At 53.1% G+C, this 26,698-nt stretch carries 18 protein-coding genes; 3 read left to right on the top strand and 15 right to left on the bottom strand.

Annotated elements, in window-relative coordinates; translation table 11 throughout:
* Positions 1-300 precede the first annotated feature (300 nt).
* The 5 genes from J2X61_RS33570 to J2X61_RS33550 form a co-directional block, all read right to left on the bottom strand.
* Complete coding sequence (locus J2X61_RS33570; RefSeq protein WP_310194563.1) at positions 301-1,134, bottom strand: nucleotidyltransferase domain-containing protein; 834 nt, start codon at positions 1,132-1,134, stop codon at positions 301-303.
* Between the two features lie 69 nt (positions 1,135-1,203).
* Positions 1,204-3,837, bottom strand: a complete 2,634-nt coding sequence (locus J2X61_RS33565; protein ID WP_310194561.1) for a GH116 family glycosyl-hydrolase — start codon at positions 3,835-3,837, stop codon at positions 1,204-1,206.
* Between the two features lie 53 nt (positions 3,838-3,890).
* Positions 3,891-4,769 (bottom strand): carbohydrate ABC transporter permease, encoded by an 879-nt coding sequence (locus J2X61_RS33560; protein WP_274469733.1) that lies wholly within the window; start codon positions 4,767-4,769, stop codon positions 3,891-3,893.
* A 17-nt stretch (positions 4,770-4,786) separates the two neighbouring features.
* A complete protein-coding gene (locus tag J2X61_RS33555) occupies positions 4,787-5,680 on the bottom strand; it encodes a carbohydrate ABC transporter permease (protein ID WP_274469735.1) in 894 nt (297 codons plus the stop codon).
* Positions 5,681-5,757: 77 nt separating this feature from the next.
* Positions 5,758-7,026 (bottom strand): ABC transporter substrate-binding protein, encoded by a 1,269-nt coding sequence (locus J2X61_RS33550; protein ID WP_274469736.1) that lies wholly within the window; start codon positions 7,024-7,026, stop codon positions 5,758-5,760.
* 403 nt (positions 7,027-7,429) lie between these two features.
* Here J2X61_RS33550 and J2X61_RS33545 point away from each other — a divergent pair, with 403 nt between their 5' ends.
* A complete protein-coding gene (locus tag J2X61_RS33545; protein WP_310194557.1) occupies positions 7,430-8,431 on the top strand; it encodes a LacI family DNA-binding transcriptional regulator in 1,002 nt (333 codons plus the stop codon).
* Between the two features lie 1,106 nt (positions 8,432-9,537).
* Here the strand turns inward: J2X61_RS33545 and J2X61_RS33540 are convergent.
* The 6 genes from J2X61_RS33540 to J2X61_RS33515 form a co-directional block, all read right to left on the bottom strand.
* Positions 9,538-10,422 carry a carbohydrate ABC transporter permease gene (locus tag J2X61_RS33540; protein WP_274469738.1) on the bottom strand — a complete coding sequence of 295 codons (885 nt, stop codon included), beginning with the start codon at positions 10,420-10,422 and terminating at the stop codon, positions 9,538-9,540.
* A 17-nt stretch (positions 10,423-10,439) separates the two neighbouring features.
* Complete coding sequence (locus J2X61_RS33535) at positions 10,440-11,330, bottom strand: ABC transporter permease (protein WP_274469739.1); 891 nt, start codon at positions 11,328-11,330, stop codon at positions 10,440-10,442.
* 117 nt (positions 11,331-11,447) lie between these two features.
* Entirely contained in the window at positions 11,448-13,166 is a 1,719-nt protein-coding gene (locus J2X61_RS33530) for an extracellular solute-binding protein (protein WP_274469741.1), read from the bottom strand.
* A 160-nt stretch (positions 13,167-13,326) separates the two neighbouring features.
* A complete protein-coding gene (locus J2X61_RS33525) occupies positions 13,327-14,430 on the bottom strand; it encodes a response regulator (RefSeq protein WP_310194552.1) in 1,104 nt (367 codons plus the stop codon).
* The gene (locus tag J2X61_RS33520) at positions 14,427-16,184 is read right to left on the bottom strand and encodes a sensor histidine kinase (protein ID WP_274469744.1); all 1,758 of its coding nucleotides are present in this window, start codon (positions 16,182-16,184) and stop codon (positions 14,427-14,429) included. Before J2X61_RS33520 ends, J2X61_RS33525 begins: the two co-directional genes overlap by 4 nt.
* A gap of 14 nt (positions 16,185-16,198) precedes the next feature.
* The gene (locus tag J2X61_RS33515; RefSeq protein WP_274469746.1) at positions 16,199-17,077 is read right to left on the bottom strand and encodes an AraC family transcriptional regulator; all 879 of its coding nucleotides are present in this window, start codon (positions 17,075-17,077) and stop codon (positions 16,199-16,201) included.
* A gap of 130 nt (positions 17,078-17,207) precedes the next feature.
* On the opposite strand from J2X61_RS33515, the gene yicI reads away from it, so the two are divergent.
* Positions 17,208-19,529, top strand: a complete 2,322-nt coding sequence (gene yicI, locus J2X61_RS33510; RefSeq protein ID WP_310194549.1) for an alpha-xylosidase — start codon at positions 17,208-17,210, stop codon at positions 19,527-19,529.
* The gene (locus tag J2X61_RS33505) at positions 19,457-19,798 is read left to right on the top strand and encodes a hypothetical protein (protein WP_310194547.1); all 342 of its coding nucleotides are present in this window, start codon (positions 19,457-19,459) and stop codon (positions 19,796-19,798) included. Before yicI ends, J2X61_RS33505 begins: the two co-directional genes overlap by 73 nt.
* Positions 19,799-20,378: 580 nt before the next feature.
* Here the strand turns inward: J2X61_RS33505 and J2X61_RS33500 are convergent.
* The 4 genes from J2X61_RS33500 to J2X61_RS33485 all read right to left on the bottom strand — a co-directional run bounded on the left by J2X61_RS33500 (position 20,379) and on the right by J2X61_RS33485 (position 26,506).
* On the bottom strand, positions 20,379-21,899 hold the full coding sequence (locus tag J2X61_RS33500) for an extracellular solute-binding protein (protein ID WP_274469754.1): 1,521 nt from the start codon (positions 21,897-21,899) through the stop codon (positions 20,379-20,381).
* A gap of 88 nt (positions 21,900-21,987) precedes the next feature.
* A complete protein-coding gene (locus J2X61_RS33495) occupies positions 21,988-22,860 on the bottom strand; it encodes a carbohydrate ABC transporter permease (RefSeq protein WP_274469756.1) in 873 nt (290 codons plus the stop codon).
* A gap of 27 nt (positions 22,861-22,887) precedes the next feature.
* Complete coding sequence (locus J2X61_RS33490; RefSeq protein ID WP_274469757.1) at positions 22,888-23,850, bottom strand: ABC transporter permease; 963 nt, start codon at positions 23,848-23,850, stop codon at positions 22,888-22,890.
* 307 nt (positions 23,851-24,157) lie between these two features.
* On the bottom strand, positions 24,158-26,506 hold the full coding sequence (locus J2X61_RS33485; RefSeq protein ID WP_396135534.1) for a helix-turn-helix domain-containing protein: 2,349 nt from the start codon (positions 26,504-26,506) through the stop codon (positions 24,158-24,160).
* Positions 26,507-26,698: the final 192 nt, after the last annotated feature.

Raw genomic sequence — 26,698 nt, 5'->3', positions numbered from 1 at the left:
ATATTGCGCGGTGGGGTGGGGCTAAGACGGTGGGAGGGTTAAGCTTCGGAGCTGCGAAAACTCCTGTAAGGCACGCCCAGGTTCAGGGCTTCAGGTTGCTCGGACTCCAGTTCACTAACCAACCGTACCATTCCGTGCCCGGGCACAGTTTTTATTATAGACTGATTCAAGCAGCGTAGCAAGATACAAATACGAGACATGTATCAGCGCATTTCCTCCACTTGGCCGCTAGCACCCGCATTGCAGGCAGCAGCCTTGATGATGAGAATGCGCTGATGGTGCCCCCGCCGCCACGAGCGGCTAACGGACAAGCTCCCTCGTTTCACCGGCGAGCTCCGCGAACAGCTTGATCGTCTTCGCCAGCTCGGCACGATCCCCGGCTTGACCGGCGAAGCCCGCCTGAACCCGCCGCTCGAAATCCGCAGGCGCCGCCGCCATTCGGCCGCAGCGGGCCACAGCCCCTTTCTCGTTCAGCAGGTACTCGCCGTTCCAAGCGAACAGCACCTGCACCAGACAGCTGACGGCTCGAAACAGATGCCCGGCTGCATAAGACACATCCAGCCGGCTCTCCGCTTTCTTGGCATTCGCCAATGAGAAATCGGCTTCCCATAGAAATTTGGCGATGGTCGCATGGCGCAGCGCATCCGGATAAACGGCGGTCTTCGCCTTCAGCTCGGCGACCACGCCCTGCGGATCCCAGAGCGGACGGCATCTCGCCGCCTCGCCCATATAAATCGACGTGCAGAAGCCGTGCGGATGACCCGGCTGATAATGAATGTCGATTCGCCCCTGCAGGCAGTCGTCCACGACGCCGGCGACCTGGACTGCGTCGCGATACAGGATGTCGACGGCGAACCCGCCGACGGCCAGCCAGCCGCCGCCGTTAATCCACGGCCCCCATCCGCCGATCGGCGTGATGAGGTCCGTGCGGCGCTGATCGTCGAGCGCAGCAGCCGCTTGTTCCAGCGCTGCCGTATCGATCGGGCGCTCAGGCCGGTAATAGACGCCAATGTCGATATCCGACTCCGGCGTTTCCGTCCCGCACGCTCGCGACCCGCCGAGCACGATTGCGGCAATGCCTTCCACTCCGCGCAGCTTCTCCACAGCCTTTTGAATTACATCGCTCGCTTCCATTTGTTCATCCCTCCATAGGAAAACCGAACCGGCACCCACCCAGCTGCCGGTCCGGCTCCAACATGTTCATTACAGAAATTGTATGACAAGGGTCTTTTGCGGTTCAAGGGTCACTTTATGTGTAAACGAAAGTTTCCCTGCACCGGCGTTCGGATCACCGCATTCGAAGGCAATGTCGGCGCCGCCGAGCGTCACGCTCGCTACGTCCCTGCCGGCCAGCAGCCGGCTTCCAAAGGAGGACAGCCCGAGCTCGCCCCATTTGACCTCCAGCTCGATTCGGCCGCAAGTAGAGCGTATTTCGCCCCATCCTTCGTTCAAGCTCCAGAAGCTGCGGTAATCGTCTTCATGCCATTTCGGACTGAAGCCGATGTGCCCTTTCACCATATCGTACTCGAAGCCGCTTAACGCAAGCAGCAGGCCATAGGAAGCCATGGACCGCGCATAGTTGGAGCCGCACTCGAACTCGTTCCACGGGTTGCGGCGCTCACCGTCGTACCGCTCGCGAATCGCTTTCACCACCCGCAAGCCCTCGGTAATAAAGCCTTCGTAGATCATATGGCAAGCGGCCTGATACTCGAAACCGTTCATGCATTCCTCTGCATAAGGGACAGGCACGATCGGACTGTTATCGTCAGGCCAAGAGCAGATGACAAGGCCGGATTCATCGTTCAATCCATAAATGCGGCACGCATTCGGATGATTGCCCAATTGCTCGATGAAATTGTTCTCATAAATCGACTGCACGGCTCGCTTTACTTTTACCGGATCTAGCACGTTGCCAAGCCCTACGAGATGCGCGAACCATTCCCCGAGCACTTGGTCGATGCCGCAGCCTTCTCCGATTTGGTACTTGAGCTCGCCGGCCTCATCGTTCCAATATGCGGCTTCGGCGCCGTACCGCTCAAGCACGGACCGGTCCTGAAGATTGACCAATTGATGGAAATACCGGCCGTTGAATAGATGCTCGTTCGTCCACGCCGCTCCTTTGCGGCTGAGCGCTTCGTATTCCGCCGCTTTGTCGGGCTCGCCGAGCGCTTGTGCCATTTCCGCAGCCGCTTTGAGCGCCGTCACATACATACTGGTCAGCCATGAGTTCGGACCGAACAGCTCCATGTCGAGCGTATGATGCTGGCGCCCTTCCATGACGCCGTCCTTGTCGGCATCCCATCCGTCCTCGTTCCCCTCGTCCCAGGCATATTCGAGCGTCTTGCGGATGTTCGGCCAGAGCGAACGCAGCCACTGCGTATCCCCGGAAACCTTCCATTCGCGATACGATTTAATAATGCCGCCCATCTGACCGTCGACGGCTGCCCTGAACGGATTGTCGCGCGTTGTCCGCTCGGCCGGCAGCATGAGCCGGAACGCCATTTTGCCATTCTCGAACTGAGCATGGGTGTAATCGATCTTCCGCATCGAGCGGGACAAAGCCGGGAATAAGAAAGCCGTCGCTTGTTCGTAATTCCATACGTGCGTGCAGGAGCCTTCGCAAGATCCTTCGTTCGTATGAACGCCTTCGAAACCATATAGGGTACCGTCGGTCAAACGCAACACAGTAGGCGATTTCAGAATCGAAATGTTCCCGCTGATGGCATCCAGCACCACATCCGGCAATGTGGAAGCGAACAGTGTTTCTTTAAATAATCGCGTCTCCGAATAGAGGCGCTCATAATGATCTTTTATATATTTCGCCGTTGCCGTTGAATCGCTGAACAACGTCGCATAATAGTTTTTCCAGGAAGGATGCTTGTCGCCGCCAGGATTCCAGAAATTCACATAATTCGGAAAGTTCCACGTGAGAATGAAGCGGAATGTCGCCTTCCCGCCCGGCGCTACCGTGCGATGCCCGCTGAGCAATCCGACGTCCTGATGCTTCTCGTGAATTCTGCGCGGATCCTGCTCGCTCGGCAGCTCATAGTTCCGTTCCTGAAAGCGTCCCGGCCGGCGGAAATCTTTCCAGAATACCGTCAAGTTATCGAACCAGCTCCCCCTGAACCAGTAGGTTTGATAGCTGACATCGTCATGATCGGCAAGCAGCGTCATATCGCCGAATTCCGGCTCGCCATCCTGATAATGTGCGGATGTCAAGCGGATCGCCTGCCGCCCGTCCACCAGGACAGCTTCGTTGTAGGCCCCCTTGCGGAACGGGTTGGTCAAATTGCCGACGACGCTAAGGTCCAATTCGTCCGCAGAACGGTTCGTCACTTCATACTCCAGTATGGCGCATGGAAGCGAAGAATCTTTGTCATTCAGGGGAATGAACGGATTAAACGCCGTTAGCTTCACGTGTATAGGATCTTGCTCATCGTCGAAAAGCAGCTCTGCGAACGGGAACTCCCCTCGGAAGGATGTATTCGCAAAGTGCGGGAAGCCGGCCATATTCTCCCGCCTCGGCCCATAGCCGTAGCCCTCGAACTTCCCCTTGCCTTCGCCGGTATACGGGGTCTGCAGGTCGCCGTTCAGCACTTTGGTCAGGATGACCTCCCCGCTCCGCTCCGCCTTGACGGCAAAGAACGAGAATCCGTTAAAGCTCAGCTTATTAGGACGGTTGAAAATTTCCCAGTCCAGCAGCCGGCCGTTGCCGGCCAATCCGATGCTGCCCGTACCTATGCCGCCAAGCGGGAAGGAGATTTGACTCGTTTGGGAACCCTTATACACGAAATGTTTATCCATGCGAAATTGATCCTCTATCCCATTTTTACTCATCGAACAGCCTCCTCAAGCTCCATCATATAATGTAATGAAAATTCCGGCAGCACTTAGGTTTTTAGACCGCCGGCCGTAATGCCGTCCAATAAATATTTTTGCCCGAAAATGTAAAAGAGCAGCGGAACGACGAGCGACAACGTCACGCCGGCCAAAATGGCGGACAAATTACCGGTTCCGAACGCGCCCGTCAATGCGGTCATGCCGATCGGCAGCGTCATCTTCTCGAAAGAATTCAGGAATATGAGCGGACGGAAGAAATCATTCCAATGTCCGATAAAGCTAATGACCGATGTAACGGCTACGGCCGGATACGACATCGGCAGAATGACTTTGAGGAATACCCATAACCGGCTTGCGCCGTCCATATAAGCCGCCTCGTCATAAGCGCTGGAAATCGACATCATCGTCTGCCGGATCATGAAGATTCCGAACGGATTAATGAGGCCTGGAAGAATGAGCGCCAAATGCGTATCCACGAGCCCCAGCTTCGACATCATAATAAATTGCGGGATGATGGTTACTTGCCCCGGAATCATCAACCCGGACAAAAAAATAAGAAACAGCGCGTTCCGTCCCGGAAAGGCGATTCGCGAGAACGCGAAAGCCGCCATGCTGGAGATGAAAATATGTCCGGCCACGATGATCAAGCAAATCTTCAGCGAGTTGGTAATGAAATCGAAAAACGGCACTTTCGCAAACACCTCTGCATAGTTGCCGATATGCCACGCCGTCGGAAAAATGGCCGGCGGCAGCGAGAACGAATCTTTCGGCAAACGCAGCGAGGTGGAGAATATCCACAGGAACGGAGTGAGCATGAGAAAGGACAGCAGCAGCAACATGCCGTCCAGCGCCATGCGCCCAGGCCGGAACCCGCGCATCACGCCCCGGTTAACCGCCGTCCCTGCCCTCTGCAGATTGGAGGCCCCCACGTATATCAACTCCTCTCTTAATCCCGATCGTAATTGACCCATTTGCGGCTGATCGCAAATTGGACCATCGTTACGCATAAGATGATGACGAACAAACTGAGCGACAGTGTGGAAGCATAGCCCATCTCATGATGCTGGAACGCCACTTCGTAAATGTACATATTGACGGAACGGGATGCATCGCCGGGTCCGCCCCCCGTGATCAAATACGGCTCGTCGAAGATTTGCGTCGCCCCGATCAGCGTCGTCACCAGCACGAAAAATATCGTAGGCGAAAGCATCGGCAGCGTGATCGAGCTGAAACGCTGCATGCCGCTCGCCCCGTCCATCTCCGCAGCTTCATAGAGGGTGGCAGGAATGCTCTGCAGCCCGATCAGATAGTATAGGAAGGCGTTGCCAATAAATTTCCAGAAGCTATAGATCGCCACCGCCACGTAAACCCAGAACGGCGATTGCATCCAAGCGATCGGATCGACGCCTAATAAGCCCAAGCAATAGTTCAGAATGCCGAAATCCTTGCTGAACATGAACTGCCAGGCAACGGCGACGGCAGCGGAAGTCGCCAGCACCGGGAAGTAGAAGACCGTGCGGTACACATACTTCCAAGCGCTGGCAACCGGCCGATTGACGGCAAGTGCAAGCAGCAGACCCAGAATCGCGTGCATAGGGGTGAGTATCAAAATATACTTGAGCGTATTGCCATATGTCAGCAGCAGCCGTTGGTCTTCAACCAAATGCTTGAAATTATCAAAGCCGATCCATTGAGCCGGGGTGATGACATTATATTTCGTAAAGCTTAAGTACAGGGTTGCAACAACGGGTTCGCCGATGAACAGCGTAAAGAATAGCAAGGCAGGCGCCAAAAATAACAATCCGGCAATCAGATTAGACATCGTGCGATGCGTTACCACGCTTGATCCCTCCTAGAAATCGGTGCACCGGCTGGCGGAAAGTTGCTAACCGTCAACCGGCGCGCCCCGATGCGCCGTCATTTTTTCAGAATGGCGTCGATTTCTTGTTTGGCCTTCTTCATCGCTGTCGCCGCATCGGACTGATTGGACAGAATCTCCGATACATGCCGGTCGAATACACCTTGGATTTCCCCGTACTGCATCGGCGCTTCCACCGCTTTGGCAATGTCCGCGCTTTCTGCATACACCTTCCAGTTCTGCGCCGGCGTCTTAGGTAGCACTTCATTCATGACCGAGATGCGAGTTGGAATCGATGTGTTGGAGAGCGTAGTTTTCTGCGAGTAGACCCCGCTTAAGAAAGCGGAGAGCTTATAGGCAGCCTCCGGATATTTGGTAGATTTCAGCACGGGGAACGCGCCTGATCCGAAAATGACTTTGTTCGTCTTGAACGTCGGCAAAAACTGGACATCGATATTAGTGAATTTATTTTTATCATAAGTGCCGAACGGCCATTTGCCTGCGGACATCATGGCAATCTGCCCGTTCATCAGCATTTGAATTTGATCGTCTTTGGGCCCGGGAACCGGGGAAACTTTGTATTTATAAATGAGATCCTGGAAAAATTGCATCATCTCGATCGCATTCGGATCGTCTAATTTGCTCGTGGTCATATCGTCGTTCAGCACGCTGGCGTTATTGTTGAACAGCCAGGCGGAAGCGCCGAAATAGTAATTCGGGATGGCGAAACCGTACGTTTTCTTGCCGTCCTTCTCCGTCGTCAGCTTCTGGGCGTACTGGAGGAAATCATCCTTCGTCCAGCCCTTGGCAGGTACGGTTAAACCGGCCTGCTTCAGCAGCTCCGTATTGAAATGCATCACAACATTGTTCCAGTCCCAAACGAAGCCGTAGGTTTTATGATCGATGACGAACGGGGATTGAAGCTTGGGATGCAGATCCTTATAGTTATCCAACGCCGCCTCATCGGATTTCATATAGGTGTCGAGCGGAAGCAGTAAATCCTGTTTGGCGAACATCTGAATGCCTTCGATCGCAACGCGAATGACATCGGGCGATTTGCCGCCGGCAATCATCGTCTGAATTTTATTGAAATAGTCCGCCCAACCGCTGCTGACGACCTCGACCCGTTTCACGGTAATGTCCGGGTTCAGCTTATTAAATTCAGCCAAAATCTTGGAGAGCTGCTCCTCTGACGCCTCATTCTTACTCCAGACGAGCGTCAACTCGGCCTTGCCGGATGTGGAAGACGCCGGTGTACTTTCGGAACTGCAAGCTACCAATGACCATCCTAATGCAGCAATCAGCAGTAAGACCCAAACCTTTTTCATAGAGGGCACCATCCTTAACAGAATGTAATGCCGCACTCCCGGAACAGCAGCACCGGTGCGGTCTGATGAAAGCTCTGGATGCGGGATGCGAATCATTCGAGGTCAACACCCCCTCCGTTCACGTGAACGGAAAAGGCTAAAAAAAATGCTGGCGATTCAGCCATGTCGATAAGGGCGTCCCCTTCACGAACGATTATTGCGCGGAGCTCCTTTCACATGCCTCGTGCACGTGAACGATCCCATCTTATCAAATCAGGGATTTTTTGTAAACGCTTTTATTCAAATTCGTTCTTCCTGCCTATGAGGTTGGTACTCAAGTACGTTCACGAGCACGGGTATTGACCGGCATGCGCCGTTACGATACGATAAGACCAGCAGATCACTTCTACGGAGGTCCATAGTCATGAACGTAACCAGCAAACAGATTGCCGAACTGTGCGGAGTTACCCGCGGTACAGTAGACCGCGCCTTGAACAACCGTCCAGGCATCTCTGCGGAAACGCGCGACAAAATTATGCGAGTCGCCGAAGAACTCGGGTACCGCCCGCATTTCCTCGCGCAAAGCCTTGTTAAAGGTCATACCAAAACGCTTGGCATCGTTTTATTCGATATTCACAATCAGATCTTCTCTCAGCTCTTTCATGCATTCGAGGCGGAAGCTCGAAGAAGGGGCTATATTGTCTATCTCGTGCTTTCCCATCGCGATAAGGAGCTGGAATGGGAATATATCAACAACCTGCTGGACCGACGCGTCGACGGCATCGCCCTGCTTCCCGCCAACGACAGCAAGAAGTTCGAGTCGTTCTTGCTGCGCTCGCGTACCCCGATCGTCACCTTCGGCAACCGGCTGACAGGCCCGTTCCCGTACATTTGGATACACGACAAGCAGGCGATTCACGATTCCGTGTCGTATCTGGCCGGTCAAGGCTACCGACATTTGATCTATATTAGCCCGCCGCTCATGCGCAAGGGCAAAGAAAACATTTATGTCCCTGAGCAGCGGTACCAGGGCTTCATCAGCGCTTGCGCGGACATTCCGGATATGCGCTTCGACGTCATTGCGCAGAAGCATTATTTGTCGGAATTGGAAGCTCTGCTTGATCGCACGGATAGCAAATGCGCCATCCTATGCTCAAGCGACGTGTATGCACTGGACGTGCTGAAATGGCTGAAGGCCCGCAAGATTCGCGTGCCTGAACAGGTCGGCCTGATGGGCTTCGATAATATCGACGTGCTCAAATATATCAATCCTTCATTGACGACGGTAGATTACAATGTCAATGAAATCGGTACGCAGCTGGCCGACCTGCTGATACGCCGTATTAACGATACGGAAGTGCCGGCCGAGACGCTGATCGCCCATCATGTGCTGCCGGGGGAGTCGGTTGCGCCAAGCCCCGGTTAAAGCCCGCTGCCGGTATATCAGTCTGGACATCTGATGCGCCATGGGATTTCGGGAATGGCAAACCTCCGAAATAAAAAGAATCCGGTTTCTCATTAAACCGGATTCTCAATAAACGGAATCGGCGCTGCATCACCGCCTCTTCTGAGCACTATCCCTTCTACTCAGGCACCTTCGGGTCGCCGCCTCTTCTGGGCACTATCCCTTCTGCTCAGGACGCTTTCAGGTCAGCACCTCTTCTGGGCACTATCCCTTCTACTCAGGCCACCTCCGGGTCACCGCCTCTTCTGGGCACTATCCCTTCTACTCAGGACGCTTTCAGGTCAGCACCTCTTCTGGGCACTATCCCTTCTACTCAGGACGCTTTCGGGTCACCGCCTCTTCTGGGCACTATCCCATCCGTTCAGTTCCCCTAACTTGTCTGTATATTGCGATCGTATGTAATCGTATACTGCCTCCTAACTCAAAGGGATAGTGGACATAACTCGCGCTCGCTCGAACCTATCCCTCCTGACTCATGGGGATAGCGGCCAGAAGCTCGCTCGTACCCGAACCCCACCCTCCTGACTCATGGGGATAGCAGCCAGAAGCTCGCTCGTACCCGAACCCCATCCTCCTGGACCCATGGGGATAGCGGCCAGAAGCTCGCTCGTACCCGAACCCCACCCTCCTGACTCATGGGGATAGTGGCCAGAAGCTCGCTCGTACCCGAACCCCACCCTCCTGACTCATGGGGATAGTGGCCAGAAGCTCGCTCCCACTCGCCCCCCCCCCTCCTGACTCATGGGGATAGTAGGCGTAGGTCACGGGGATGTGAGTAGAGTTCAGTTCAACGGGATAGTAGGAGTAGGTCACGGGGATAGTGGACATTGTTCTCGCGCACGGGCGATTAGATCGAACGGCGGGGCGGGTTTCAACATGCCAGGTACATAAGGTAAGCCGCAAAAAAATAGACCTAGCCTTAGGCTAGGTCTAGGTCTAACACTTTTGTTACATCGCCAAATGTGAGCTGCTAAGGTTGAGCTTTTCTCCATGAGCCAAAGGGATAGCGTCCGTAAGCGCTCAAGATGAGAGCGCTGGTCAGCTCCACCGACCGATACTACCCACTCTCACTCCTTCACAGAGCCTAACGTAATGCCGTGAATGAAAAACCGCTGCAGAAACGGATAAATCACAAGCACCGGCAGCATCGCGATGAAGATTTTGGCCGCGTTCAGTGTCTGGTTGGAAAGCTCGCTCATCTTCTGGATCTGCTCCGCCGTCATCGTATTGGCGTCCACAATGACGACAAGCTGCTGAATGTAGGTTTGCAGCGGATAATGGTCCGCGTTCGACATCAGCACAAGCCCGTTGAAGAACTCGTTCCAATGGTACACGATGCTGAATAAGGTAACGGTAGCCAGTACGGGAACCGCCAGCGGAATGAATAATTTGACCAGCATATACCAAGGTCCCGCTCCATCCACCAGCGCCGCTTCTTCCAGTTCCTTCGGTAAATTGCGGAAATAGTTAATGACGAGTATGACGCTAAATACCGGCACACTGTTGCCGAGGACAAGCGCCCAAATGTTGTTGATGAGCCCTAACGATTTCACCGTCTGGTACCAAGGAATTAACCCTCCGTTAAACAGCATCGTGAACACAAGGATCCACATCAGCACGTTGCGGTAAGGCAAATCTTTGGCATTTTTGGACAGCGGGTAGCCCATCAGTACGATAATAATAAAGTTAAGGGTCGAGCCCAGGACAACACGTTGGATCGAGATCCAGAACGAGTTGAAGAATTTGCCGTCGCCCATAATTTCCCGATACGCATTCAAGTTAAATCCAACCGGCCAAAAGCTGACTCTACCGGAGGAAGCCGCCGCATTGTCGCTTAACGAGACGGCCAGCGTGTACCACAACGGCAGCACACAAAGCAGTGCAATACCGACAAGCAGCACGATCAGAACAATATCGAATGCTCTGGAGCCCAACGTCGTTTCTCTAACCATACCCATGCTCCTTTATGTTAAAAAATACGATAATTTGCGAACTTAGCAGCCAAGAAATAAGAGGTTGTAATGAGTAAAAAGGAAATGACGGATTTCATAAGTCCCATCGCTGTTGCCAGCCCATACTGCAAATTCAGCAGCCCTGTGCGGTATACCCAGGTGTCGATGATGTCCCCGCTTGAGTAAACAAGTGGATTATACAAGTTAAATATTTGATCGAATCCGGCGTTAAGAACATTGCCAAGGGAAAGTACTGCAAGCAAAATGACCGTCGTCATCAAGCCGGGAAGCGTGACATGCAGCAAGCGCTGCCAGCGCGTGGCCCCATCGATCGCCGCCGCTTCGTACAGAGCGGGATTGATTCCGGTTAATGCAGCCAGAAAAATAATCGTATTAAAACCGAATTCCTTCCAAACGTCGCTGCCGACGATGATGAACGGAAACAACTCCGCCTTCCCGAAGAACAGCGTCGGTTCAATCCCGAGAAAGCCAAGAAAGGTGTTCACCGGACCTTTGTAGGATAAGATATCGAGCAGGATCCCGGATAGAATGACCCATGACAAAAAGTGCGGCAAATAAACGATCGTCTGCACCCATCTTTTTAAAATCGCAAGGCGCAACTCGTTCAACAGCAAGGCGAAAACAAGCGGCACGATCAAATTGGCGATAATTTTCATAACAGCGATAAATAGCGTATTGAAAAATACGGTTTTGCTGTCGTTCAGTGAAAACATGTATTTGAAGTTTTCCAAGCCGACCCATTCGGAGTGAAACATCCCCTGACCCGGATTAAAATCCTGGAATGCAATGACAATGCCGAACATCGGCACGATACTAAACAGCGTCAACCAGATGAAACCAGGCAGAAGCATGAGATAGTAGTGTTTGGCGAACCCTTTCGTAACCATCCGGTCTATCACTTCCGTTCTCGATATTTAGAGGAAAGGCGCCAGAGCTCTCTGACGCCTTCGCATGCTTTAAAGACTTCGAGGTTAAACGCTTCAAGGTTAATCTTCCAACAAATGTTATTTCAAGTTTTCCTCGATCTCAGCTATAATCTGGTCTCCACCCTGCTTCTTCCAGTCCTGTACGAACTTATCGAATGTATCAAGCGGTGCGGCGCCCATGATGATTTTGAGGAACGTTTCCTTCTCCAGCTTGTCAAGGGATGCCCAGCGGCTTTCCATCGTTTTGGTCTGGGAATATGTCACGCTGTACGTTTTCTTATACGGCTTCTGCAGCGGCGATATACCGACGAATGTGGAGTACATCCGTTTCCATGCGCCAAGGTCGGCATTCGGGTCCCAGTACTGGATGTCGTTCTTGTCGTAAGGCTCAAGTTTAACTTTTTTCACTTTCTCGGCATCGGCTTTGAGCAGTTTGTATCCGGGAATATCCAGATCCTCCGGCTTTTTGGTGCCAGCCAGCACTTCTTTCATCATTTTGTAAGTAACATCCATTTCATCCATTGGCGCAAAAACGATACGCAGCGGATAGTTTCCGATTGCCACTTTCACATCGAACTTGGACTCGTCACGCAGCAGCAGGTTTTCCATTTGGATGGCTGCTTCCGGATGCTCATAGCCTTTGCGAACAACGAGATATTGGTTCGTCGGATTCCCCATGTGCGGCGTAAATTCGCCGTTCACGTCCAATGGCGCCGTGTAAGCTTGCCAGTTGGCCTTCGGGTTGTTTTTGATCGCATCGGCTAACGGACCATATCCGCCTGCCCACCACAATCCGAAGTAGATGCCGGAGGTTCCGTTCTTGATCAGCTCCTGCGCGTCTTTGCGGATCGTCATTTCTTTGTCGATCAGCCCTTTGGCGTACAGGTCGCGCAGCTTGGCCAGCGCCTGCTTCGTTTCCGGTTGAAGCGATCCGTAGGTTGTTTTGCCGTCGGCACCTTTGACCCAGAAGCCAGGATACGAATGATACGAAGCAAAAATCGGATCAAAGCCATAGTTGTTATTGTTCGGGTTAATGAAATCCGCGTTCAGCAAGCCGCCCAGCTGCGGGCCGGTAATCCCGATGGTATCGGCTTTGCCGTTGCCGTCCGGATCCTGCTCGACGAAAGCTTTGGCCACTTTCTCCAAGTCATCCATCGTTTTCGGCGGCTCGAGACCCAATTTATCCAGCCAATCCTTGCGAATCCACATCATATGCACCATATCGGATTCCGTGGTCACATTGGGAAGGGCATACATTTTGCCGTCCACCGTGACGGATTTCAGCGCAAGTCCCTGTGTGGAATCAATAATTTGCTTAAGTGCCGGGGAGGCATATTTCTTGTAGACCTCCGTCAAATCTGCGAGTTGGCCGCTTTTGACCATTTGTCTGAACTGCGTATCCTTGACCACCAGTGCGTCAGGCAAATCGTTGCTGGCGATGGACAGATTCACTTTCTGGTCGTAGTCCTTGCCGCCGGCTGCCTGCCACACGATTTTGGTGTCGATATTAAGGTTTTCTTTGATATAACGGGTATACTGGTTGTTCTCCGGCGAATCTCCGGCCGGCAAGCTCTTGTCCGCCGCATCGACATCTTTGCCGATACGAATCGTGATCGGGTTAGCCGATTTGGTGAAAGGCCCCGCATCGGATTGCCCGGCCGTTGCCGCCGTCCCTGTCTGGGCGGGAGCGGTTGACGCTTTCGGCGACTCCTTCCCGTTATTCGCATCCGAGCAGGCGGACAGCGCTACCATCATTCCCGCGAGTACTAGCAATAAGCTCTTATTTGTCTTGCTCATTATGTCCCCTTCTTTCGTTTCTGGAATTTGTCTACATCCTAAAAGTATCATATGACTGCACATAACAAGGATGGAAAACGGTTACACGTTTAGTTGGGAAAATGACCGAGATTTCAGACAATCGCGCTTCATTTCCTGTGCGTTTCTAACAGATGACCCCCTAGTGATCGGACATTTCTCTACCTGCTCCGCTTTGTACGCGATATTCGCTTGGCAAATAACCCGTCTGTTCGCGGAATGTCCGGCTAAAATATTTCTCGTCCATGTAGCCGACATTCTCGGCGATCCACAGAATCGTTTTGTTCGTATAAACGAGGTACTCCTTCGCTTTCTCCATCCGCTTGTTGCGGATATACTCGCTGAAGTTGACGCCGACGATTTCTTTGAAGCATTGGCTGAAGTAGCTTCTGCTCATATTGACCCGCTTCGCGACGATCGCCGCCGTAATCGGCTCCTTCATTTCTTCGCTCACGATATGAACAGCCTTCATCACGCTATCGACCACTTCTTGCGAGAACGCCGGCTTCTCCATCGCCTTGCGAATCATCTCGCGCGTTGCCGTCAGCCAAGCTTCGACCCCTTGCCAGCTTTCAAAAGCATCGGGCAGCTGAATCGCTGCCGTATCAACAGGATGAAACAGCAGGTTCCACTTATCCGTCAGCGCATAAAGCAAACCGATCAGCTTCGTCTGCGGCAGCCGCAGCTGTTTCAACTGCTGCAGCTGAGCGGCGAACACCGCGTCCTGGTGGAGCCATTCATGGCTCGCCCACATGTCCTTCACTTGTTCGGCGTCCTTACCGGCAGCTGCCGGCGTTTCCGTCCCCCCATGCGCCATGGGCGGAGCCTCGTAGAAATCATCCGCTGCAGGAAGTCCATGCTTGGCATCCTCCATTATGCGCTTGTGAATTCGGCCCAGCACTTCTTCGAAGCGCTCTTTTTCCAGCTGCACCTTGGCAATATAATCGATGGCTCCAAGCCGCAGCGCCTCCTGGATATATTCAAAATCCTGATGAAAGGTGAGCACGACGGTATACATGCTCGGGTATAGCTTGCGAACGAACTTGAGCAGCTCAATGCCGGACATGACCGGCATCGCCAAATCCGTCAGCAATAAATCCACGCTATTGTCTGCCATGAACTCGAGCGCTTTCTCGCCGTTGCTGGCCTCTCCGACAACCTCCATATCGAAATCGCGCCAAGGCATCGCGGACATCAGCCCTTTCCGGACCAATTTATCGTCGTCAACAACCATCACTTTAATCATGCTGGGGATAGCACCTCCACAATAGGTATAGAAACATGAATTGTCGTTCCATGGCCGAGGACGCTCTGAATGCTCAATGAAGCCTTATCGCCGTACTGCGATTCGAGCATTCGCTTAACATAGTTCAGCCCGATGCCCATTCCGACCTTTTTATTCTCGGTGTCCGGCTGATCCAGCAGCTTGCGAATCGTCTCTTCCGTCATGCCGGCGCCGTTATCGCGAATCGAGATTTGAATGGCATGGGTCAAGCTGACATCGACCCGGATGTAACCGTCATCGCTGAGCCCATGGTACAGCGAATTCTCAACCAGCGGCTGGAGAATGAAACGCGGGATCGGCATGCTCCATACTTGTTCATCCACATTCATTTGGACATCGAATTGAAAATCGTAACGAATCTGCTGGAGCGTCAAATACTGCTTGAGCGCCTCGATCTCTTCCTGAATCGTGGAAGCTGCGCCCAGCTTGCCCAGATTGTAGTGCAGCAGCTTATTCAGTGACGAGACGAGCTTGTCGATCTCCGTCTGACCGTTCATCAGCGCCAACCAATGCACCGTATCCAGCGTGTTCATTAGGAAATGCGGGTTGATCTGATACAGCAGCTTCTCCACCTCCAGATCGACCCTGCGCTTCTCTTTGCGCTCGACTTCAGCGAACAGGTTCCAAATCTGCTCTTTCATTTGGCGGAATTGGTTGAGCAGGAAATCGAACTCCGGTATTTTCGTGCGGACCGTGACGGTCTGAACCCGATTCTGGGCCATCAGCTTGATTTCCCGGTTAAAGCCGTTAAGCGGCACATAGACCATTTTCCATAACAGCCATGCCATCAACATACTAATCACGAGGAAAAGAAGCGCAAACAGCCCGATTTGTACGAACCATTGATTCATTTCCTTATTGTAATCCGCCTTAGGAATGACCGACACGATGCTCCAGCCTTGATTGCTGACCTGTCTGAACCAATAAAATTCGTTCTGTGTACCGTTCGTTTTGTCCTGCGAGAAATTGGGGAATATGGTATCCTTGACGAACGCTTGCGGCAGCTCGCTGTACGCGATTCGGCCGTTATTGTCCAGGAAAACGTGATAGTTCCCGCCGCCGAACTGACCGTTATTGAGAATATTTTGGGTCAAATGAAAGCCTGTTTCGATATAAACATAAACATCGTCGCGCATGGGCAAATCGACTTTGCGGAGCGCCGACAGCACGAAATTGTTATCGAACCGATTGTTGCTGATATGGGGACCATAATAGGAAATGCCGGAGTACGCCGCCAACAAGGGTAAGGTATCCGGGGAAAAAGAATCCTTCACCCCCATATTTTCCAAATCGATCGTATGGTCCTTCTGAAAATAGTAAAAGGTGAGCCCGATATTCGGATTGGTAAAAGTGACCAAGCTGAGCTCGTCCTTCAAATCGCTGAGCATCTTGGAGCGCTCGAACGATTGCTCGGCTGGAAGCGAAAGCATCTGGTCCAGCTTCTTACCGACGCTCCCTGCAAAAGCAAGCTGCTGAGAGACATGATTCAAGTTGGAGATCGTGCTTTCCAGGGAAAGCTCCACTTGCTTGAGGTTGCTTTGGATCCCGTTTTGAATTTTGTTCGTCAATATGGAATAAATCGTGTAATACGAAATAAGTACAATGCAAAGGAACGGAATGAGCGTACTGCCCAGGAAAATGATAAAAATTCGTCGTTTGAGTGTTAATCGATCGTAGAAGTAAGCCCTTGCATTTTCCCGCAGCTTGCTGAACACCTGCAATCACTCCCCTATCTTTCTCTTTTGCGATATTCGGAAGGCGTGTAGCCAAAGTGGGCTTTGAAGACGCCGATAAAATAACTGAGCGTGTTGAATCCGACATCGAGCGAAATTTCCGTTATTTTTTTATCGGTATCCTTGAGCAAACTGGCGGCACGCTGCGCCCTTACCTGATTCAAATATTCCAGCGGACTCTTGCCTGTGAAGCCTTTGAAATACCGGCAGAAGTAGGACTCGCTGAACGAAACGAGCGCCGCCAGTTCCTCCAGCCGGATCGGCAGACTGTAGTTCGCTTGGATATATTCAATAATTCGTTTGATCCGATCGATATGTGTCGGGTTAACCGGGGGCGACTGCACCGTAAGCGACGGTCCGCCCAAAGTCAAAAGCTTGGCAATCAGCATGTGCAGGTGTGCTTTGGTCGATAGCTCATATAGAGGGCGTTCGTTCAAATTCAAATCGAACACTTGCTGCAGCAGCTCCAGCAGCTCCCTCTCCTCGCTCAAGCGGTTGCGGATATGCACGGGGATGCCATATTTCTGCTGAATAAGCGGGTGAATGTACTTCTCCCAAACGAGATCGAACCGCTCCCCGCCGAGCATGTCGGCATGAAAAACCACCGCCTTGAAGCTGCACGCTTCATCACCGGCAATCAAACCGGAATGAAGCTGTCCGGCATTCACGAAAATCGCCTCTCCCGCCTTCAGTTCATATTCATCCATCGACACGCGAAAGACGGCGCTCCCCTGAGTCAGCATCAGAAACTCCAGCTCATCGTGCCAATGAAGCTCCAATAATTCTTCGCCGGGCTGGCAATGAATCTCGTATACGCGAATCGGATACAACGGGTCGCCATGGACGCGGTCTTCTTTGAGATGGGCTTGCTGCATCGCGATGTCCTCCTTTTCAATTTCATTCCGTCAAATGTCAAAATACTGATACAATCAAGCAATATTACGGAAGGATTGTTGGATTCAAATCAATATACTTATATTAAAATATATTGAGAGGATGTTGGCAATGAAATTTTCTAATGGCTACTGGATGGCGAAAGAAGGCTATACGGTGCTCAATCCGCTAGACGTTCGCGAGGTACAGCGCAAAGATAACGAACTGACGATCTACGCCGCCGCCCGCAAAATTACGCGTAAAGGCGATACGCTCAACGGAGCGCTGCTCACTTGCGAGCTTAGCTCGCCGATGGCGGACGTCATACGCGTTCGCTGGACGCATCATGCCGGGAAGCGGCCAACAGGGCCGCAGTTCGAACTGTTCCACGATGGGGCCGCTCCGGTCGAAATCGACGAGAGCAGCACCGACGTAACGATGAAATCCGGTAATCTTCGTGTCAAAATGAAGAAAAGCGAGGCATGGGGAACCGAATTTTTCTTCGAAGACAAACGTCTGACAGGATCCAACTTCAAAGGACCCGGACATATCACAACGGCTAACAAGGAAGTTTACTTCAGAGAACAGCTTGATCTAGGCGTTGGGGAGCATGTATACGGACTTGGAGAGCGTTTTACGCCGTTCGTGAAGAACGGGCAAACCGTCGACATCTGGAACGAAGACGGCGGGACGAGCAGCGAGCAGGCTTACAAAAACGTTCCCTTCTATCTCTCGAGCCGGGGATACGGCGTATTCGTCAACCATCCTGAGCACGTTTCCTTCGAGGTGGGCTCCGAAGTCGTCTCGAAGGTCCAGTTCAGTGTGCCCGGCGAAAGTGTGGAATATTTCATCATCGGCGGCCGGACGCTGAAGGATGTGCTGGATAATTACACCAAGCTTACGGGCAAGCCTGCGCTGCCGCCTGCTTGGTCCTTCGGCCTGTGGCTGACGACCTCCTTCACGACCGACTACGATGAAGCAACCGTGAACAGCTTCATTGACGGGATGATTCAGCGCGATCTTCCGCTGCATGTTTTCCATTTTGACTGCTTCTGGATGAAGGAATATCAGTGGACCAACTTCGAATGGGACGCCGATATGTTCCCCGATCCTGCCGGGATGCTGAAGCGTTTGAAGGACAAAGGACTCAAGATCTGCGTCTGGATCAACTCGTATATCGGACAGAAATCGCCGCTCTTCCAAGAGGGAATGGACAAGGGCTATCTGGTCCGTACGCCGGAAGGCGATGTGTGGCAGTGGGATCTCTGGCAGGCCGGCATGGGCCTTGTCGATTTCACGAATCCCGAGGCGGCCGAGTGGTACAAGAGCCATCTGAGAAGGCTGATCGACATGGGCGTTGACTGCTTCAAGACCGACTTCGGCGAGCGCATTCCGACGAATGTCCGCTACCATGACGGCTCTGATCCGTTCAAAATGCACAACTACTATACTTTGCTGTACAACAAAGCCGTCTTCGAAGTGCTGGAGGAGAAGCTCGGCAAGAACGAAGCGATGCTGTTCGCCCGTTCCGCTACGGCTGGAGGTCAGCAGTTCCCGGTTCACTGGGGCGGCGATTGCTCGGCCAACTACGATTCCATGGCGGAATCGGTGCGCGGAGGCCTTTCGCTCGGCTTATCCGGCTTCGGCTTCTGGAGCCATGATATCAGCGGGTTCGAGCGCACGGCGCCGCCTGATATTTACAAGCGCTGGGTCGCCTTCGGCCTGCTCTCCTCGCACAGCCGGCTGCACGGCAATGAATCATACCGCGTGCCATGGCTGTTCGACGAAGAAGCCGTCGACGTGCTCCGCCATTACACGAAGCTCAAATGCAGGCTGATGCCTTATTTATTCGGCAGCGCGATTCAATCCGCCGATTACGGGATCCCTATGATGCGCGCCATGGTGCTCGATTTCCCGGAAGATCCGTCCACGCATTACTTGGATACCCAGTACATGCTCGGCGACAGTCTGCTCGTGGCCCCGATCTTCAATGACCGTGGCCAGGTCATGTACTATGTGCCGGAGGGACGCTGGACCGACTTCTTCACCGGCCGCATCGTCGAAGGCGGCACATGGCAGGAAGAAGTCCATGACTACACGTCGCTGCCGCTGCTTGTGAAGCCGAACACGCTGCTGGCTATCGGCGCGAACGATGTCAAGCCGGATTACGCGTATGCCGACGGCGTGTCGCTTCACTTGTTCGAGCTGCAGGATGGCGCCGGCGCATCGGCACTCGTCTATGACACCGGAGCGCAGCTGCAGCTGCAGGTCCGGGCTGAGCGCAGCGGCAGCGGGATCCGCTTCGCCGTGCAGGGCGCAGCGAAGCCTTATACGATCGTGCTTAGAGGCATCGACGAAGTTCGGTCTGTGGAGGGAGCCGCTTGGGAGCGGACCGCCCTCGGCGTGAAAATTACGCCGGAATTCGGGCAGACGCATATTGCGGTAACGTTGTAGGCTGCAGGCGCGCAGCCTCGTCGGGCGGAATTGGCGCGCGGCGCGGCTGGCGGGATGCGGCAGCGGGCGCGGCTGCGGGTGCGGCTGCGGGAGCGGATGCGGGAGCGGATGCGGGAGCGGATGCGGCGGCGGGAGCAGCGGCGGGGAGCGAGGCTAACGGACACAGCTGCCGTTATTTGCGCGGTAGCCGCCTCGACAGAGCTCTAACGGACACCACGTACCTTATTTGCCCAATTCGAGGCGAAATCACGCTTAGAATGGGCAAATAACAGCACTGGTGTCCGTTAGCGTCTGAAAGCGGCCCATTTCCGCCGAATTAGCGCCGCTGTGTCCGTTAGAGCCGCTGCCGTGCCCGTCCAGGACTGACCGGGACTGGGTGGGCTAGCCGCGCCTCGCGGAACCAGCCTGGGACCGGTTGGCGGCAGGAAGCAAGGTGCGCGTGGAGGCGGAGGCGCGAGGCTAACGGACACAGCTGCCGTTATTTGCGCGGTATCCGCCTCGCCAGAGCTCTAACGGACACCACGTACCTTATTTGCCCAATTCGAGGCGATATCACGCTTAGAATGGGCAAATAACAGCACTGGTGTCCGTTAGCGTCTGAAAGCGGCCCATTTCCGCCGAATAAGCGCCGCTGTGTCCGTTAGAGCCGCGGCCGTGCCCGTCCAGGACTGACCGGGACTGGGTGGGCTAGCCGCGCCTCGCGGAACCAGCCTTGCCCGCGAAATTCTCGCCCTGCCCGCATCACTCTCGTCCCGCCAGCCCCGGCACTCGCCATCCCGGCCGGCCGCCAGCCCCCGGCCAACACAAAAAGGAGTTGAGCGCAAACAAGCCGCTCAACTCCTTTTTCAATTACTTCTTCTGGCTCTGCGCATACGATTCTTGATACTCTTGAATCATTTTGCTGCCGCCGGCCGTTTTCCACTTCTCGATTTCAGCCTTCCAGCCCGCTTCATCGATTTTACCCATAATGAACTTCGTTTCGGCATCCGTAATCATCTGCTCGAGCTCCTTGCCCCGTTCGGAGAATGTCGCGGAGTTCAGCGTCAACGCCGGATTCGGCACGATATACTGCTCATTCGTTTGGCCGATTTTCTGACTCCGGCGGAACAGATCCGGCTGCTTCATCATCTTCGTGATGTTGTAGCTTTCGCCACGCTGCGGCAGCGTATCCCGGTAAGGCTTCACTTCTTTCAAGTCGGCTTCGCGGTCGAGCGGCTCGGTAAACTCTCCTTTATCCGCGTAGTGCTTGCCTTCCACGCCTTTGACGATCAAATTCGCCATTTGCGGATCGAGCAGCTTGTCTACGAAGGCCAACACTTTCTTGAACTCCGCTTCCGTTTTGACAGAAGATTTGGGAATCGCCAGGAAGCCTGCATTGCCGCTCTCGCCCGGAACGCGGCGTCCGCTCGCGCCCTCGACGGCAGCCGCTTCGATGACTGCGTTCGGCACGACTTTCACGATTTTGTCCTGCCAGCTTTGCGCGTTACCGCCTGAAATTCGAATGCCCGCGCGGCCGGATTCATAAGCTTTATCCACCTCTGTCGTATCGACAACAGGGAAATCCTGATTGATCAGCTTCTCATCATACAAGCGCTTGAACAATTTCATCGTCTCAAAGAAAGGCTCGGTCACAAACTCCGGCGTAAACACGCCGTTCTCCACTTTCCACTTGGACGGTCCGCCTTGGGAAACCGAAATACGCGTCAGTGTGGAGCTCACATCCTGGTTGTATTTTTTCTCCAGCATGAGGCCGTACGTATCGTTTTTGCCGTTTTTATCAGGGTCATTCAGCGTAAGCGCTTTAATCACATTGTACCAATCATCCAATGTTTTGGGCGACTGAAGGTTCAGCGCATCGAACCAGTCCTTGCGGTAATGAATGACGGCACGTCCCAGATCACGGTACAGCGGAATGCCGTACAGTTTGCCGTCGACCATTATATTGTCGTAGAACAGCTTGTTCTGGGCCTGCAGGTTTTTGTAATCTTTGAGATAAGGACCGACTTCCCAGAACAGATCGGACTTCAAGGAGCTGATCATGCTCGGGTTGCTGTAATTAAGCTTGATGAGCTTCGGCAGCTCGCCCGATGCGATCATGACGTTCACCTTCTCGTCATAGGCGGAAGCCGGAATCCATTGAATTTGCAGATCCGTATTCGTATAAGATTTGATCGCCTTCTCGATGTCATTGTCCTTCGCCGGCACCTCGCCGACCTGATTGACGACCAGCGTAAGCGGAAACGGCTTCGTATCCTCCGCAGCGGCCGTGCTTTGCGCCTCGTTCCCGTTGGAATCGGCTCCGCACGCAGACAGCAGCGTGGACAGCAGCAGCACCGTTCCCATCGTCAGAGCTACTTGATTTCTTTTCATCGAGCTTTCCCCTTTCGTTATCCCTATATTATACTCTATTTTCAATCTCCGCCTATCTTCTAGCGAAAACAGGCAGAGTGTAAATAGGCTAGCCTTTGACCGAGCCGAGCAAGACGCCTTTCGTGAAATGCTTCTGCAGGAACGGATACACGAGCAGAATCGGCAGCGTGGCGAACACGATGACGGCCATCCGGATGGTCAGCGGTTGAATCTCGGCTTCATCAAACCCGGAATCGCCGATGCGGCTCTGCGCCAGCATGATGATTTCCCGCAGCAATACTTGAATCGGCCATTTGGCGTTATCGTTAATGTACAGAATTGCATTGAAGAACTGATTCCAATGCGTAACGGAATAGAACAGCGCGAACGTCGCCATAGCCGGCATGGAGAGCGGCAGCACAACGCGGAACAATACGCCCAGATCGTTGCAGCCGTCGATTTTGGCCGAGTCCTCCAGCCCGTCGGGAATTTGTTGGAAAAAGTTTTTGAGCACAATCAGGTTAAATGCGCTAATGGCGCTCGGAATCATCAAGGACCATAACGTATTCGTGAGATGCAGTCCTTTCACAACGAAATACGTAGGGATCATGCCCCCGCTGAACAGCATCGTAAACAGCACGGCAAGGAGGATCGTTTGGCGGCCTCTGAGCTTCGATTTGGCCAGCGGATACGCCATAAGCGCCGTAAAAATAAGATTGATAATCGTACCGACTACCGTGATGTAGATGGAGACCCCTAAGCTGCGAAGCAGCGTATCCGTGGAGAAAATATATTTATACGCCGACAAGGACCATTCTTTGGGGAACAATATGATGCCGCCCTTGGCCACTTCGGTGGGACTCGTGAATGAAACCGCCAGCACGTATACGAACGGCAGCACGCAGACCAGCGCGATAATCAGCAGCAAGCTGTAATTCACAATGTTAAAAATGCGGTTTCCAAGCGTTTTGTCGTAATGCATGTCGTGCAACCTCCATCGCAAGCGGCATCAGTAGACGCCCTCTTGACCGAATTTTTTTGCCATCCAATTGGAGCCCAGAACGAGCAGCAGCCCAACCAGCGATTTGAATAAGCCGACAGCCGCACTATAGCTGTATTGGCCTTGACTTAACCCTTTCATATACACATAAGTGTCGAACACTTCTCCGACCTCGCGGTTCGTCGGCGTCAGCATGAGGAAAATATGCTCGAACCCGGCGTCGAGGAAGTTCCCCAGCCGCAGAATAAGCAAGATGACGATCGTGCTGGAAATGGCCGGCAGCGTAATGTGCCAGAGCTGGCGCCATCTTCCCGCGCCGTCCATTCTCGCCGCCTCGTAGAGCTGGAGATCGACGCCCGACAACGCCGCCAAGAAAATAATGGTGCCCCAGCCGACCTCTTTCCAGATAGACTGCGAGACGATCATCGTTCTGAACCATTCCGGCTCCATGAGGAAAGCGATTTTGTGTCCCGTTAAATTGAACAATAGTTCATTAAGAATGCCGTTTTCCGTTGTCAGCAGCATGTAGAATATACCGACGACCACGACCCACGATACGAAATGGGGAATATACACCAGCGTTTGCACGAACCGTTTGAAGCGCTCTCTGCGAACCTCATTCATCATCAGCGCAAGTACGATCGGCAATGGGAAGAAAAAGACCAGATTATAGATAGCCAGAACGACCGTGTTCCGAAAAAGCATCCAGAATTGCGGCTCGCTGAAAAACCGCTGGAAATGCTTCAGACCGACCCAAGGACTATCCGCATATCCCAGATGCGGCTTGTAGTCCTGAAAAGCCATAATAATGCCGTACATCGGCACATATTTAAAGATTAGAAAATACGCAACCCCGGGCAGCAGCATGTAATAGAGCCATTTATCTCTGATTACATCCCTGACCCATTCCCTTCTGCGCAGCTTCTGCCCAAGCGATGCGGGCGCTGCTGATGGTATAGCTGTCTCCTTCATGCTCTCTCTTCTCCTTCCAGCTCGGAAAACCGATATGCCCTGATTATTGACCAGCTTCACATGAATAGAAATACCTAGCAGACAACTTGTGCTCCGCTCAGGCTGACAGCCCTCTCCAGCCCGCTTGCAGACGCTTGCGATATCTCCTGCATAACCCCGTGTGTGCAACAGGAAACCCGGGCACGCCGGCGGGAGCGAAGCCGCTGACGCTCAATCGCCTTGGCGTAACTAGAGATTAGATCACACTGAAACGACAAAAAGCCGCCCTCTTCGCGATTGACCATCGCAGAAGGAAACGGCTCTTGGCTCATTTGTTGTTCTCCAGCAGCTCCCGGTAACTGCCCGGCGTCATGCCGAATGTTTTGCGGAAATTGCGGATAAATGCACTGATATTTTTGTATTGCAGCTTCTCGCCGATCTCGGAAATTTTGAGGCTTGTCGTTTCCAGCATCACCTTGGCCATATTCATCCGGTAATCGGATAAATAATCGCTGAAAGGTATGCCCATCTCCCTCTTGAACACACGGCTTAAGTACACAGGATGGAAATTGAGCGCCGCTGCGCACGACTCCAGCGTAAGGTCTTGATCGTACTGGTCTTGAATCATCCGAACCAACCGGTCGGCGATGTTCAAATACTGCGTATCCGCCTTCTCCGACAGGATATTCATGATCGGGACGAACAATTTGCTCTGGAACCAGACGGCGATGTCTTCCCGTGTTTGAAGTTTCAGCAGCCGTTCTACGGCGGAATCGCCTTCCAGCACCTTTTTCACCGAAATGCCTTGATCCTGCACAACGGTTATAATACGGGACATCAGCTGCAGCAGCAGGATGTGATGCTCATGTAAGAAGCCGTCTTTGTTCAGCAGCGTTGACAAGTACGTCTGGAACACGTCCATCGCTTTGTCCGGCTGTACGTCCTTCAACGCTTGCAGCAGCTGGTCTTCCATCAGCTTCAAATGCGAGTAAACGGCGGATTCGGCGCGTTCGCTGCTTTCAATGTCTTCGAAATGAACGATAATGTCCGGTCCCAGCGAAATGCGGGATTTCAAGGCGGCGAGACTCTCGCCGTAGGCTTTGACGGTTTCGGACAGCTTCCGGTACGGCTTGCTGATGCCGATGCTGACCTGCAGCTGCAAGTACTGGCTCACATTAGATTTGATGAGCTCCGCTGTCCGATAGCAGCGCTCCTTCAACTCCTGCGGATCCAAGGTATCCAGGCTCAGCAGGGTAACCTGCGATTCACCGAGCAGAATCGGACTGAACCTCGCTTGGACGGGCAGCAATTCGCCGACAATATTATTGATGGCGAAGAGCAGCAGTTCGCGGTCCTGCTCTCCGTACCTGGTTTCCTGCAGTTGATCGATCTGCAGCGTCATGACGCCGAGGGAGCTCCAATCCGTAGGAAATCCGTACATAGGAGCGCGATGAATGAAATCATCGTCGGAGATTTGCCCGGTGAACAGCTTAAGCACGAAGAACTCTTTCAAATGAACCGATTGGCCCTGCATTTGCTTCTCCAGCCGTCCGCGCGAAACCGCGAGCGACTGGAACTTTTGCTGGATATACGCCAGCTCGTCCGTTCTGGCCGCCGTCTGCTCCGCAGCAGGCTCCACCTCGTAAGACCTCGTCACTTCCAGCAAATTGCGGATAGGGGAATACATTCTTTTGCTTCCATAGAAGGCTATCGCGAGCACGAACAGTAAAATGAGCGCACAGGCTGCCCCGGTAAGCAAGCCGATCTTCTTGCTGGCTTGCGTCATATCGGCAATGGATACGACCGAGACGAAGGTCCAGGCATTATAACCGGACGACAGGTACGTGACGCCTACTTGCTCATCGCCGAGCTTGGCCTTGAAGAAGCCCCGCTTGTCCGGATCTCCGTTCAACCGCTCTTTAATCATCGCATTAATTCCCAAATATGCCGTTTGGTCTTCCTGCTTCGACAGAAAAGCGTTGCCCCGCTGGTCGAGCACATAGTTAGTTCCCAGCTGCTTGTTGGTGGAAAGACCGCCCCGAATTTCATCCGCTGGAACCTGCACGACCAGCATCCCTTTGGGGGTACCGGTTTTCGGAATGACCGGAATTTTGTAAATGAGACTCAGCCTGTCCGCAGCTGCCGGGCGGTCCGTTGGTCCGCTGCCGTCCCCCTGCTCGTCCCCAATGGGTTCGGGTGCTCGCTCAAGCAGGCTCGTATTCCAGAACATGCTCTCGGGCTGCCCTGCATACACCATCAATTCCTTATAATTGTCCAGACGGTCGGCCTGCTTCAATTTGTCTAGAGTAACCGCCCAGTTTTTCTCGAAATTGACGAGATAAGCTTCACTAATGAGTGCTTTGGACTGAAGATTGTACAGCCCCGTCATCACTTCCCGCACCCGGATGAAGTCCTCCCCCGTCAGCGATTCGTTCATCACTTCCCGTACAAGCGAAGAATTGATGAATTGCAGGGACGTGACCTCGAGCGACTTGATCGTCTGTTCCACACGAAGCTGTGTCTGCAGCAGCAGCTGCATATTGGCTTCATTGACTTTCTGTTCAACATCCCGCGTCGCAATATAGTAAGAAGCGATCCCGATAAAAATGGTTGGAAGCGCACCTAGGATTAAACTGAATCCCAGAAGCCGGAGCAAATATTTGTGCAAGATCCACACAACCTTCCAATACGAAATATTACAAGTATTGCACATTCGTTACGACCCATCAAGACAATCACACTCGTGATATCGCTTACATTATCAAAATCAACTGTAACTGACTATGTGTTGCAGATAACTTTATGCATCCACGGCGAAAAACCCCTTATAGTATAAGGGGTTTGGCCAAGCATGCAAGCTATCCGCGAG

The organism is Bacillus sp. 3255, from assembly GCF_031456485.1.
Taxonomy (GTDB): Bacteria; Bacillota; Bacilli; order Paenibacillales; family NBRC-103111; genus Paenibacillus_E.
The sequence above is the reverse complement of the archived record's forward strand: the minus strand, read 5'-3'. Positions and strand labels throughout refer to the sequence as shown.

What these genes read in the sequence shown, in the direction of transcription:
- J2X61_RS33530 (WP_274469741.1), bottom strand. Translation starts at nt 13,166, where the DNA reads ATGAGCAAGACAAATAAGAGCTTATTGCTAGTACTCGCGGGAATGATG.
- J2X61_RS33495 (WP_274469756.1), bottom strand. Translation starts at nt 22,860, where the DNA reads ATGCATTACGACAAAACGCTTGGAAACCGCATTTTTAACATTGTGAAT.
- J2X61_RS33500 (WP_274469754.1), bottom strand. Translation starts at nt 21,899, where the DNA reads ATGAAAAGAAATCAAGTAGCTCTGACGATGGGAACGGTGCTGCTGCTG.
- J2X61_RS33525 (WP_310194552.1), bottom strand. Translation starts at nt 14,430, where the DNA reads ATGATTAAAGTGATGGTTGTTGACGACGATAAATTGGTCCGGAAAGGG.
- J2X61_RS33535 (WP_274469739.1), bottom strand. Translation starts at nt 11,330, where the DNA reads ATGGTTACGAAAGGGTTCGCCAAACACTACTATCTCATGCTTCTGCCT.
- J2X61_RS33570 (WP_310194563.1), bottom strand. Translation starts at nt 1,134, where the DNA reads ATGGAAGCGAGCGATGTAATTCAAAAGGCTGTGGAGAAGCTGCGCGGA.
- J2X61_RS33550 (WP_274469736.1), bottom strand. Translation starts at nt 7,026, where the DNA reads ATGAAAAAGGTTTGGGTCTTACTGCTGATTGCTGCATTAGGATGGTCA.
- yicI (WP_310194549.1), top strand. Translation starts at nt 17,208, where the DNA reads ATGAAATTTTCTAATGGCTACTGGATGGCGAAAGAAGGCTATACGGTG.
- J2X61_RS33545 (WP_310194557.1), top strand. Translation starts at nt 7,430, where the DNA reads ATGAACGTAACCAGCAAACAGATTGCCGAACTGTGCGGAGTTACCCGC.
- J2X61_RS33540 (WP_274469738.1), bottom strand. Translation starts at nt 10,422, where the DNA reads ATGGTTAGAGAAACGACGTTGGGCTCCAGAGCATTCGATATTGTTCTG.
- J2X61_RS33490 (WP_274469757.1), bottom strand. Translation starts at nt 23,850, where the DNA reads ATGAAGGAGACAGCTATACCATCAGCAGCGCCCGCATCGCTTGGGCAG.
- J2X61_RS33515 (WP_274469746.1), bottom strand. Translation starts at nt 17,077, where the DNA reads ATGCAGCAAGCCCATCTCAAAGAAGACCGCGTCCATGGCGACCCGTTG.
- J2X61_RS33565 (WP_310194561.1), bottom strand. Translation starts at nt 3,837, where the DNA reads ATGAGTAAAAATGGGATAGAGGATCAATTTCGCATGGATAAACATTTC.